A 12693-nucleotide genomic window follows, 5' to 3' on the forward strand; every position below is an offset into this window, starting at 1 on the left:
CCAACATTGATGATGATACGATGACGAGAAAAATAAACTGGTTTACCGCGCTGGCCTTAGGCATCAGTAGCCTATCTCAGGCGGAAACGGCCCCCACGCCAGCGGCTGGTGTGACTCCGCCTGCGAGCACCGTGGCCGAAGCTCTGGTCACCGAACCTATGGGAGTGGCGCCGCCGCAAGCACCCGATGCGCCGGTACGTGATGTAAAACTGCCGTTTACCGAGGTGGCACCACCGCCAGGCACCTTTATCCTGCGTGGCACTCGCCCAGAAGGCCAGATTGAGTTTAGCGTGCGCAGTGACGAAGTGGTTTCACAGGCGCTGCTGGACCTGGAGTTTACCCCTTCACCGTCGCTGATCCCGGTAGAGTCGCACGTCAAGATTTACCTCAACGATGAGTTGATGGGGGCCACCACCTTTACCAAAGAGCAGTTGGGTAAGCCTAATCGAGTCCAGTTGCCGATCGATCCGCGCTATATCACCGATTATAACCGCATTCGCCTGGTATTTGTCGGCCATTACCAGAATATCTGTGAGAACCCGGCCAACAGTACGCTGTGGCTGGACGTCAGCAAATCCAGCTCGCTGAACCTGCGTTACCAGACGCTACCGGTAAAAAATGAGCTTTCCCACTTCCCGGAACCCTTCTTCGACAGCCGCGACGATCGGCCATTAACGCTGCCGATGGTGTTTGCCAGCCAACCGGATCTGGAACAACAGCGGGCGGCGGGGATCCTGGCCTCCTGGTTCGGCACCCAGGCGCAGTGGCGCGGTCAGTCCTTCCCGACGCTGTTTAACCGTTTGCCGAGCCAGCACGCCATCGTGTTTGCCACCAATAAACAGCGCCCGGATTTCCTGAAGGATTACCCGGCGGTCAATGGGCCGACGGTGGAGATGATCAGCCACCCGGATAACCCCTATGTGAAGCTGTTGTTAGTACAGGGCCGTGATGATAACGACCTGATCACGGCGGTGAAGGGCATAGCGCAGGGCAATATCCTGTTCCGTGGCCAGAATCTGAGTGTGGATAAGGTTGAGCAGTTGGCCGTTCGCCAGCCGTACGATGCGCCAAACTGGGTGCGTACCGATCGGGCGATGAAGTTCAGCGAACTGCAGCAATATGCCGAGCAGTTGCAGACTAACGGCGTCGAACCTGGGCCGATATCACTGTCGATGAACCTGCCGCCGGATCTGTTCCTGATCCACAGCACTGGCATCGATATGCAGCTGAAATACCGCTATACCTCGCCGCGTATTGAGGATGGTTCCCGCCTGAGCATCAGCCTGAACAATCAGTTTGTGCAGTCCTATGCCCTGGTGCCGGAGCATGAGAAGGGCGCGCAGTTGTTGCGCCTGCCGCTGGCTCAGGGGTTGCTCGATTCTGACAAGGCGGTCAATATTCCGGCTTTGAAGTTGGGGGCGACCAACCAGCTGCGCTTTGACTTCGATTACACCACGCTGCTGGCCAGCGGGACCGAAGGGCGTTGCGAAACCTATTCCTTGGTGCCGAACCATGCGGTGATCGACGGCAACTCCACCATCGATTTTTCCGGCTATCGCCACTTTATCACCATGCCCGATCTGCGAGCCTTTGCCAACGCCGGTTTCCCTTTCAGCCGCCTGGCAGATCTGTCGCAAACGCTGGTGCTGGTGAACAAACAGCCGCAGCCTGCCCAGGTGAGCGCCTTGCTCAACGCTATGGGTAACATGGGGGCGCAAACCGGCTATCCGGCGTTGGCTTTCTCGCTGTCCGATGACTGGTCGCAGGCCAAGGATAAGGACGCCGATATCCTGCTGATCGGCACTATTCCACCGGAGCTGCGTGATGACAAGAAAATCAATCTGCTGGTAGAAGCTACGCTGAGCTGGGTGAAAATGCCGATGCGCCAACTGCCGTTGCCGAGTATGGATGTGCAGCAGGATGACGCTACGCCAGACAGCAAAACCACCATCAGCTCGGAAGGGGCGATGGCGGCGGTGGTCGGTGTGCAGTCCCCGTTCCACGATCAGCGCAGCATTGTGGCTCTGCTGGCGGACAGCCCACGGGGTTATGAACTGTTGAATAATGCGCAACTGGACAGCGGCAAGCGTGCGGCCATGTTTGGTTCGGTGGCCGTGATCCGTGAGTCCGGCGTCGACAGCCTGCGCGTGGGGGATGTTTACTACGTTGGCCATCTGCCGTGGTGGGAACGTATCTGGTATGCGTTGTCGACGCATCCGCTGCTGCTGGGGGCGATAGCCGCGCTGGTGGTGGTAGTGGTGGCTCTGTTGCTGCGGCGTGGTCTGAAGGCCTTTAGCCGTCGTCGTCTGTCACCGGAAGATCGGGATTAATTGCCATGATGGGGATCTGCCTGCGTCGCCTGCTGCCTGGCCTGATGCTGCTGTGCGCGTTCAGCGCGGCGGCAAGCTGTGATTGGCCTGCCTGGCAGCAGTACCAACGGTTTTATCTCAGCGATGAAGGGCGGGTGATCGATCCCAGCAGCCCGCAGCGCATCACCACGTCCGAAGGGCAGAGCTATGGGATGTTCTTCGCGCTGGTGGCCAACGATCGGCCTGCCTTCGATAAGCTGTTGGCGTGGACGGAGAACAATCTCGCCTCTGGCGACCTGAGCGCACATCTGCCCGCCTGGCTGTGGGGGCAGGACGATGCCAAAGCCTGGAAGGTGCTGGACAGCAACTCGGCTGCCGATGCGGATCTATGGATCGCTTACAACCTGCTGGAGGCGGGGCGGCTGTGGCAAAGCCGCCGCTATCAGACATTGGGCACGCTGTTGTTGCAACGGATTGGCCGTGAAGAGGTGGCGAATATCCCCGGTTTGGGGTTGATGCTGTTGCCGGGCAAGATGGGTTTTGTGGCCGAGGATCGCTGGCGCTTGAACCCCAGCTATATACCGCCGCAGTTGCTGGCCCGCTTTGCTCAATTGAACGGGCCGTGGCGAGCGATGCAGAAAACCAGCCAGCGGTTGCTGCTGGAAACGGCTCCGCAAGGATTTTCACCCGACTGGGCCGAGTGGCAATCCGCTAAAGGCTGGCAGCCCGATCCCGTCAAACCCAATGTCGGCAGCTATGACGCCATCCGCGTCTATCTCTGGGCCGGAATGCTGGCGGACGACGATCCGCATAAAGCGACTCTGGTGCAGCAGTTCCAACCGATGATGCGCCTCACCGCCCAGCTTGGCGCGGTGCCGGAGAAAGTCGATACTGCCAGCGGGAAAACCAACGGTACTGGCCCGGTAGGCTTCTCCGCCGCGCTGTTGCCGCTGCTGGCCGCACAACCCGATGTTCTGGCGGTGCAACGCCAACGTATTCAGGATAACCCCTTGGGTAATGACGCCTATTTCAGCGCCTCTTTGCTGCTGTTCGGCCAGGGATGGGATCAGCAACGCTATCGTTTCAACCGTCAGGGTGAACTTCAACCCGCCTGGGGTAATCAATGCGCAACTTCACACTAGGCTGGCTAAGCCTGTTTCCTTTAAGCCTTACCCTGTTGCCGCAGGCGCAGAGTGCCGAGAGCGTTGCCCCGGAGCAATGGCTGCTGGAGCAGGTGCGCATCGGCGAAGCCAGCAACAAAGATGAACTGGTGCGTCAATCGCTGTATCGCCTTGAGCTGATGGATCCGAATAATCCCGACGTGATAGCGGCGCGTATGCGTCTGGCGCTGCGGCAGGGTAATCAGGTCCTGGCGCAACAACAGTTGGATAAGCTGAAGGGGGTGGCACCGCAATCGCCGGTGTTCCGCCAGGCAGAAATGAACATGCTGCTGACCCAGCCGGAAACCCGCCAGAAGCTGCAACAGGCACGCCTGATGGCGACCGCAGGGCGCTTGCCGGAGGCCAAAGCCCAGTACGACGAGCTGTTCCACGGTAATCTGCCAACGCTCGAGCTGGCGGTGGAGTATTGGCGTCTGGTGGCCAGGCTACCCGGCCAGGAACCGGGAGCGATACAGCAATTACAGGCGCTGGATCGGCAATATCCTGGCAATGTCACGCTGCGCATGGCGCTGGCGCGGCTGCTGTTCAGCCAGGATCGCGACGCTCAGGCCTATGAGCTGTTACAGAAGGTGGCCGCGGATCCCGTAGGCCGCGGTTCTGCGGCGGATTTGTGGCTGGAGAAGGTCAAGGCGCTACCGGTCAGCCCGCAGAGCGTGGCGGCGTTGAACCGTTTCCTCGGCGTGTTTGAAAGCGGTGAGCAGGCGCTTGGCGCACAACAGGAACTGGCGCGCCAGCGGACTCTGCTGTCCGATCCGGCCTATCGCGCGCGCATGACCGGGCTGGCGCAGGTAAATAAAGGCGGTAGCCGTGCGGCGATCCCGGCACTGAAAGAAGCGCTATCGAGTGCGCCTAATGATGCCGAAGTGCTTGGTGCGCTTGGCCTGGCCTATTCCCGTGCCGGCAACCGGCAGCAGGCGTTGAGCCTGTTCCAACAGGCGCAGAAGGCGGATAAGGATAACTACGACAGCAGCAAATGGCAGAGCCTGATCAAAACCACCCGTTACTGGCTGGCGATCGATGCGGGTGACAAGGCGTTAAAGGCCAGTAACCTGCCGTTGGCGCAGCAACAATACCAGCAGGCACGGCAGATTGATAACGGCGACAGCGATGCGTTGATCGGGCTGGGCGACGTTGCCGTAGCCCGTAAAGATGATGCTGCCGCCGAGCGCTATTATCAGCAGGCTTTGCGCCTGGATCCGGGTAGCGGCAGCGCGGTACGGGGCTTGGTGAATATCTACCAGCGTCAGTCGCCACAAAAAGCGCTGGCCTACCTTAATGGTCTGCCTCGCGGGCAGCAGAACAAGCTGCGCAGTACCCTCGACGGGCTGCAACTGGACATGCTCAAACAGCAGGCCGACGAACTGGCCCAGCGCCAGCAGTGGCCACAGGCGGCGGAAAAGTACCGGCAGGCGCACCAGAAGGATCCTGATGACGTCTGGCTGACCTATCACTATGCGCAAACGCTGCGTCAGGCCGGGCAACCGCAGCAGGCCGACGTGCTGATGCGTCAACTGGCCGCGAAGAAGCCCGGCGATCCGCAGCAGGTTTATGCCTATGCGCTGTACCTGGCTGGCAGCGATCGTGACAACCAGGCGTTGGCCCAGTTGAATACATTGCCCAAAGCGCAGTGGAGCGACGGGATGCGTGAGATGGCCCAGCGCTTGCAGATGCAGGCCACGCTCGATCATGCCGAACGGCTCCGAGCTGCCGGTGATGAACCCGCAGCAATCGCCTATCTGCGCCAGCAGCCCCCGGCAACGCGCATCGACCTGACCTTGGCCGACTGGGCGCTGGAACGGGGAGAGTATGACGAGGCGCTGGCGGATTATCAGCGGGTGCGTGCGCGTGAGCCGAATAATCCGGATGCGCGTTTGGGGGAGATTGAAGCCTATGTGGCGCAAGGTCAGTTGAGCGAGGCCCGCCAACGGCTGCAAACGGCACCGGCGCAAGCGGACGAGTCGATCAATGGCCAGCGCCGTGTTGCCAATGCCTGGACGGCAGTGGGCGAACCGCAAAAAGCGACCGATATCTTCAAGCAGCTAAAAGTGGCTGCCCGGCAAGAGCCGCCGGGGCAGGCCAAAGCCTTGGTGTATCGTGATGCCGCCAGACTGGAGCAAAAGCAGTTGCAACCGCAACTGGCGCAGCAGGATTATCGTCAGGCGATGGTGGCCAGCGGCATTGCGCCAACGGTGCCCGAGGATAATGACGGTTACACCCGTCTGACCCGCAATAACGCGACGGATGACTGGCTAAAACGCGGTATCCGCTCCGATGCTGCCGATCTCTACCGCCAACAGGACGTCAGGGTCACGCTCGATCACGACTACTGGCGTTCGAGCGGCACTGGTGGCATCTCGGATTATCGGGCGCATGACACCATGTTGCAGGTGGATATGCCGCTGTATAATGGCCGGGCGTTCCTGCGTACCGACACCGTTCAACTGAACGCGGGTAGCTTCTCGACCGATAATAATGGCAAGTACTTCGAAACCTTTGGCACCTGTAATACGCAGGGTTGCAGCGGTGACGAACGGCAAAAAACCACCGGCACCAGCGTGGCGGCCGGTTGGGCCAACGATCATTGGCAAACCGATATTGGTACCACCCCGATGGGATTTGAGGTGGTGGACTGGGTCGGCGGCGTGGCCTATAGCGGTGACTGGAACCATATTGGTTGGACGCTGGGCGCCTCGCGGCGGCCGATTACCAGCTCGCTGTTGGCCTTCGGCGGGACTCGCGATCCGAACACCGGTACTATCTGGGGTGGCGTGCGTGCCACCGGGATCAACCTGAGCGCCAGCTATGATCGCGGTGAAGCCAACGGCGTGTGGGCCGATCTCAGTGCCCATCAGCTTAGCGGCCAGAATGTCGAAGATAACCAGCGTCAGCGCTTGATGGCCGGTTATTACTATAAGGTGATTAACGAAGATAACCGCCGTGCTACCGTTGGGCTAAGCACCATGCTCTGGCACTATCAGAAGGACTTGAGCGGTTACTCCCTTGGGCAGGGAGGCTATTACAGCCCCCAGCAATATGTTTCGCTGGCGGTGCCGGTGAACTATCGCCAGCGCACGGAAAACTGGTCGTGGGAAGTGGGGGGCTCGGTGTCGATTTCGCACTCGAAAACCAACGATGAAAAACGCTATCCCCTGCAAGGGCTGATCCCAGACTCCCTGCCAGACAAGGACGCGGTGGAAAGCGGTGGCTCCTCCTCCGGCGTGGGCTATACGCTACGAGCCCTGATCGAACGCCGCCTAAGTTCCCACTGGACGCTGGGGGCCGGCATTGATATTCAACAGGCTAAAGACTATACCCCGAGCCATGCGTTGATTTATCTGCGTTACTCGCTCGCCGGTTGGCAGGGTGATCTCGATCTGCCACCGCAGCCGCTGACGCCGTACGCCGACTTCAAGTAACGTGAAATTGGTCGATTCGTGGTGTCGCCCACAGGGTAGTTTTGCTACCCTGTGACTATTACGGCTAGGATAATACCGAAACCCGCGCTTTTCCTGCTGCCACCAAGCGGTTGGTAAGGTAAACACGCGGGGCAATCGGGTATACTCAAGCCGCTTATCCAGCAAGCAATATTTTCCCCTTACCCCAGTCCCTCCTTGCAGGAGCTGATACGGAGCTGCGGTCGGGCACAAGAGTTAAGTGTCAGCACATTCAATCCTTTCTCCCTGTGGGAGGGGGTAGGGTGAGGGGCGTCATTGATTAATCTAGGAGTGCAGGTTTTTGCGGGTCAGGCGTTCATTAACGATTAAGCAGATGGCGGCGGTGTCTGGTGTGGCACTGGTGACGATCTGTATCTTCATCGTGATCCAGCTATTTCACTTTGTGCAGCAGCGCAGAGATGACTATGCCCAGCAGTTGGAGAATGTGGCCCAGGCTGTGCGTCAGCCTCTGGCAGAAGCCGTGCTGCGGATGGATGTGCCGGAAACCAAACGCGTGCTCGATGCCTTGCAGCCGGTGGGGATCCTTACCCGAGCGGATATCGTCCTGCCGAACGAGTTTCAGGCGCTGCATGCCAATTTCCCACCGGAACGCCCGGTCCCTGCGTTAGTGGCGCGCATCTTTGAGCTGCCGGTACAGATTTCGGTGCCGCTCTATTCTCTGGAGCGGATACCTGCCAATCCTCAGCCGCTGGCCTATCTGGTGTTGCAGGCCGATTCGTACCGTATGTATCAGTTTATCCTCAGCACGCTATCGACCATGCTGTCGACCTATCTGCTGTTGGCGCTGATCCTGTCGGTCGCCGTTAGCTGGTGCATGAATCGGCTGCTGGTTTATCCGTTGCGTGCCATGGCGCGCGAACTGGAAAATGTCCCTCAGGAAGATCTCCCTTACCACCAACTGATGTTGCCTACCCAACATCAGGACGATGAATTGGGCTTGTTGGTGCGCAATTACAACCGCAACCAGCAAACGCTGGCCAAGGCGCATACCGCCATGAGCCGCCTGAGTACCCATAACTCGATGACCGAGTTACCCAATCCGGTGCTGTTTGCCGCGCTGCTTGAACAGCATATTGCTGCCAGTATGCGGCCACCGCGTTTTAATCTGCTGGTGGTGGGGATCGAAACCCTGCATGAAGCCTCCGGCGTGCTGAATCCGTCAATGCGTGAAGCGCTGTTGCTGACGCTGGCGAAAAAGCTGCGTCAGGTTATCGGTGTGGACTGCGTGCTGGCACAGCTGAGCAATGCCGAGTTTGCCATCCTGGCGAAAAATATCGAGCAGCCCATTCACGCCATGCAGTTGGCCAGAAGAGTGATGGCGGCCATCAATGCGCCGCTGAACCTGCAACAGAAGATGCCGCTGCGGCCAAGCGCCAGTATCGGCATTGCTCATTACCCCAATCCGGGGGAAAGTGCGGAGCAACTGCTGCGTAGCGCCACTTCGGCCATGATGTCGGCACATCGTGAGGGTAAAAATCAGATCCTGTTCTTCGAGCCTTGCCTGACCGAAAAAACCCAAAAGCGTCTGACGCAGGAAAGTGAGATCCTGCAGGCCATTGAGCAGCGTCAGTTTGCACTATTCTTGCAACCGCAGTGGGATATGCAAACCAATCAGGTGACCGGCGCGGAAGCCCTGCTGCGTTGGCAACTGCCCGACGGCCAGATTATTCTCCCGGCGGATGTGATCCCGCTGGCGGAGGAGTTGGGCGTGATTGTGCCCCTGGGGAACTGGGTGCTGGAAGAGTCATGTCGTATTCTGGCCGCGTGGCAATCCCAGGGCATCACGTTGCCGCTGGCGGTAAATATTTCGCCGATCCAGTTGCAGCATAAAGACTTTGTGCCTCAGTTGAAACGGCTGCTGGATGAGCACCAGATCGACCCGCATAAGCTGCTGCTGGAAATCACCGAGACGGTGCGTATCCACGACCTTGATGTGGCTCTGGAATTGCTACGTCAATTGCATGATGTAGGCGTGTCGATCGCCCTGGATGATTTTGGCATGGGCTATGCCAGCCTGAATTACCTCAATCGTCTGAAATCCCTGCCGATCGATCTGATTAAAATCGACAAAAGCTTTATTGATGGCCTGCCGGAGGACGATGCGATGGTGCGGATCGTCAGCTCGATTTCCGAGGTGCTTAACCTGCCGGTAATGGCGGAAGGGGTAGAAACCGTGGCGCAGCGAGACTGGCTGTTACAGCACGGCGTTCGCACTGGCCAGGGCTTCCTGTTTGCCAAGCCCCTGCCCCGCAAGGAGTTTGAAGCGCAGTTTGCCTCTGTTGCCAAAGTGTGACCCGGTTGGCCTTACGCTGAGTTTTTACCCTCCCGCCGGGTACTTTTCGGGCGGGGGAGCCTGCTTTATTTCCCAGTCAAAAACCAGTTTCCACCACTACCTATTCTGAGTTAATGCAAAGGAAAGTGGACGTAACGCCGGAACTTGTACACTGACTGACGCGTTTCAGCTCTTAAATTCACACCAATATGCCTGTACTACGGCAACAATTTATTTCCATGTTGTTATGGGGGTGTTATTTTCCGCGCAAGCGATAAAACAGGACGGACGATTGATTGCCCGCCTGCTGCGTTATCTCCCCCAAAGGATGTGCATATGAAAACAACTATATTTAAGAGCCTCTATTTTCAGGTGTTAACAGCGATAACGCTGGGGATCCTGCTTGGCCATTTCTACCCTGACCTCGGTGCCCAGATGAAACCCCTGGGTGATGGGTTTGTTAAATTAATCAAAATGATTATCGCTCCGGTGATCTTCTGTACCGTAGTGACCGGCATTGCGGGCATGGAAAGCATGAAGGCCGTGGGCCGTACCGGGGCGATTGCCCTGTTGTACTTTGAAATCGTCAGTACCATTGCGTTGCTGATCGGCCTGGTGATCGTTAACGTGGTGCAACCCGGTGCCGGGATGAACGTCGATGCGGGGACGCTGGATGCCAAAGCGGTGGCGGTCTATGCCGAGCAGGCTTCGCAGCAGGGCATCGTGCCTTTCCTGTTGGATATTATCCCGGGTAGTGTGGTTGGTGCCTTTGCCAGCGGCAACATCTTGCAGGTTCTGCTGTTTGCGGTGCTGTTCGGTTTTGCCCTGCATCGTCTGGGTGAGAAAGGCCAGGTGATCTTTAACGTCATCGACAGCTTCTCCCGCGTCATTTTCGGCATCATCAATATGATTATGCGCCTGGCGCCGCTGGGGGCCTTTGGTGCCATGGCGTTCACTATCGGTAAATACGGTGTAGGCACCCTGTTGCAACTGGGCCAGCTGATTGTCTGCTTCTATATCACCTGCGTGCTGTTTGTGGTGGTGGTGCTGGGTTCGATTGCCCGTTACAACGGCTTCAACATCTTCAAATTCATTCGCTATATCAAAGAAGAACTGCTGATCGTACTGGGCACCTCGTCTTCCGAATCGGTGCTGCCACGCATGCTCGATAAAATGGAAAATCTGGGGTGCAAGAAATCGGTGGTGGGCCTGGTGATCCCGACGGGCTACTCGTTCAACCTTGACGGCACCTCGATCTATCTGACGATGGCGGCGGTGTTTATCGCCCAGGCAACCAACACTCATATGGACATCATGCATCAGGTGACCTTGTTGGTGGTGCTGCTGCTCTCCTCGAAAGGGGCGGCAGGGGTGACCGGCAGTGGCTTTATCGTACTGGCAGCGACCATTTCGGCGGTTGGGCATTTACCACTGGCCGGTCTGGCGCTGATCCTCGGTATCGACCGCTTTATGTCCGAAGCCCGTGCCTTGACCAACCTGGTCGGTAACGGTGTGGCGACGGTAGTGGTAGCCAAATGGTGTAACCAACTGGATGAAAAGCAGCTGCAAGACGTGCTGAATAACAGAACAGAGACGGTTGCTACTGACAAAAAGCTGCCTTCTGTCTAAGTTTTTTCCTGTCCTCTACATCGGCTGCCATGGCAGCCGATGTCATTTCCCCTTGCTTCTTGTTCGTTTTTTATCCATAACACCTTACAGCTATTATTTTTCACTGTGATGAGTGACATCCGCCAAGGCGCGCGGTCTAACAGAATGGTACACTTTGTGTTTTCCGCCCTACGGTGAAACTCAGGGTGTGATCGTCGCTGTGCCACGCACAGTTCAGGCCGTATTCGTCAGCATCGAGGCGAGACGATGCCTTATATTCCATTGACTGGAATACCTTATTCGCATAAAAAATTGGCTAGTCATTAAGTAGGGGTTCACATGCAGGGCACCAGAATTCGTCTTTTAGTGGGTGGGCTGCTGTTGGTTGCGGCCAACGGCAGCGTGCACGCTGAAGCGCTACAACCTGATCCTGCCTGGCAGCAGGGGCAGCTGAATAACGGTTTTTCTTGGCAGATCCTCGATACACCACAGCGCCCGAGCGATCGTGTTGAGTTAAGGTTGATGGTCAATAGCGGATCGCTGGTGGAATCTGCCCAGCAGATCGGTTTTGCTCATCTGCTGCCGCGTATTGCGATTACGCGCAGCGAGAGTTTTACCCAGCCGCAGCTACAGTCGCTGTGGCAACAGAGCGTGGACAGTGAACGGCCATTGCCGCCAGCCATCAGCTCTTATGATTTCACCATTTACAACCTGAGCCTGCCCAACAACCGCCCCGATCTGTTGAAAGAGGCGCTGGCCTGGCTGGCGGATACCACGGGTAAGTTGGCTATCGATGAGCCAACGGTAGAAGCGGTGATGAATGCCAATGTGGATCCTATCGGTATCTTCCCGCCGGATCCCAAAGACAACTGGTGGCGTTATCGCCTGAAAGGCTCAACGTTACTGGCACACGATCCGGGCCAACCGGTCAAGCGCCCGGTCAATATCGAGCAACTGCAGAAATTTTATCAGCAGTGGTATACCCCAGATGCCATGACGTTATACGTGGTGGGCAAAGTTGATAGCCGTAGCCTGACCGAACAGATCAACAAGGCGTTCTCCCCTCTCCAAGGCAAGCGCGAAGTACCGGCAACCATGCCAACCCTGACTCCACTGCCGCCGCAGCCGGTCAGTCTGATCAGCGATCAGGTGAAGCAGGATACGCTGTCGATCATGTGGGATACGCCATGGCATCCGATTCGCGATTCGCAAAGCCTGAGCCGTTACTGGCGCAGCGATATGGCCCGTGAAGCCCTGTTCTGGCACATTCAGCAGGTGCTGCAAAAGAGCGAGCAGAAAAACATCAAGCTGGGCTTCGACTGCCGGGTGCAGTATCAACGCGCCCAGTGTGCGATCCATCTTAATTCACCGAATGATAATCTGAACAGCGGTTTGGCCTTTATTGCCCGCGAATTGGCCAATGTGCGTAACAACGGCCTGTCCCAGGATGAGTACAATGCCTTGCTGGCACAGAAAACCGATCAGTTGAGCAAACTGTTTGCCACCTATGCCCGTACCGACACCGACGTGCTGATGAGCCAACGTCTACGTTCGCAGCAAAGTGGTGTGGTGGATATCGCTCCGGAGCAATACCAGAAGCTGCGTCAGGCCTTCTTGTCGTCGCTGACGCTGGCATCGCTGAATCAGGAACTGAAGCTGCAACTGTCGCAGGAGGCCACTTTGGTGCTGTTACAGCCGAAGGGGGAGCCGGAGATGAACATGAAGCAGTTGCAGGAAACCTACAATGGCATCATGGCACCAGCACCGGCCGTAGTGAGCGAAGAGCCAAAACCGGCGGACGCGGCTACCGCAGCACCGGAAGCCAGCGCTCAGTAATCATTGTCCCCTCACCCCAACCCTCTCCCATA

General features: G+C 57.6%; 6 protein-coding genes. All 6 read left to right on the top strand.

Features of this window, described 5'->3' with window-relative positions; translation table 11 throughout:
• The first annotated feature begins 20 nt into the window (after nucleotides 1-20).
• The 6 genes from bcsB to ABIE29_RS13995 all read left to right on the top strand — a co-directional run bounded on the left by bcsB (nucleotide 21) and on the right by ABIE29_RS13995 (nucleotide 12661).
• Complete coding sequence (bcsB, locus tag ABIE29_RS13970; RefSeq protein ID WP_429619361.1) at nucleotides 21-2330, top strand: cellulose biosynthesis cyclic di-GMP-binding regulatory protein BcsB; 2310 nt, start codon at nucleotides 21-23, stop codon at nucleotides 2328-2330.
• Nucleotides 2331-2338: 8 nt separating this feature from the next.
• Complete coding sequence (bcsZ, locus tag ABIE29_RS13975) at nucleotides 2339-3451, top strand: cellulose synthase complex periplasmic endoglucanase BcsZ (protein ID WP_429619450.1); 1113 nt, start codon at nucleotides 2339-2341, stop codon at nucleotides 3449-3451.
• Complete coding sequence (gene bcsC, locus ABIE29_RS13980; RefSeq protein WP_429619362.1) at nucleotides 3433-6906, top strand: cellulose synthase complex outer membrane protein BcsC; 3474 nt, start codon at nucleotides 3433-3435, stop codon at nucleotides 6904-6906. The genes bcsZ and bcsC overlap by 19 nt, the downstream gene beginning before the upstream one ends.
• Nucleotides 6907-7225: 319 nt before the next feature.
• Complete coding sequence (gene hmsP, locus ABIE29_RS13985) at nucleotides 7226-9238, top strand: biofilm formation regulator HmsP (RefSeq protein WP_429619363.1); 2013 nt, start codon at nucleotides 7226-7228, stop codon at nucleotides 9236-9238.
• A 315-nt stretch (nucleotides 9239-9553) separates the two neighbouring features.
• The gene (locus ABIE29_RS13990) at nucleotides 9554-10846 is read left to right on the top strand and encodes a dicarboxylate/amino acid:cation symporter (RefSeq protein ID WP_429619364.1); all 1293 of its coding nucleotides are present in this window, start codon (nucleotides 9554-9556) and stop codon (nucleotides 10844-10846) included.
• A gap of 318 nt (nucleotides 10847-11164) precedes the next feature.
• Nucleotides 11165-12661, top strand: coding sequence for a M16 family metallopeptidase (locus tag ABIE29_RS13995; RefSeq protein WP_429619365.1), 1497 nt, complete (start codon nucleotides 11165-11167; stop codon nucleotides 12659-12661).
• Nucleotides 12662-12693 lie beyond the last annotated feature (32 nt).

Source organism: Serratia sp. 2723 (genome assembly GCF_050434425.1).
GTDB lineage: Bacteria > Pseudomonadota > Gammaproteobacteria > Enterobacterales > Enterobacteriaceae > Chania.

What these genes read in the sequence shown, in the direction of transcription:
- bcsZ (WP_429619450.1), top strand. Translation starts at nt 2,339, where the DNA reads ATGGGGATCTGCCTGCGTCGCCTGCTGCCTGGCCTGATGCTGCTGTGC.
- bcsC (WP_429619362.1), top strand. Translation starts at nt 3,433, where the DNA reads ATGCGCAACTTCACACTAGGCTGGCTAAGCCTGTTTCCTTTAAGCCTT.
- ABIE29_RS13990 (WP_429619364.1), top strand. Translation starts at nt 9,554, where the DNA reads ATGAAAACAACTATATTTAAGAGCCTCTATTTTCAGGTGTTAACAGCG.
- bcsB (WP_429619361.1), top strand. Translation starts at nt 21, where the DNA reads ATGACGAGAAAAATAAACTGGTTTACCGCGCTGGCCTTAGGCATCAGT.
- ABIE29_RS13995 (WP_429619365.1), top strand. Translation starts at nt 11,165, where the DNA reads ATGCAGGGCACCAGAATTCGTCTTTTAGTGGGTGGGCTGCTGTTGGTT.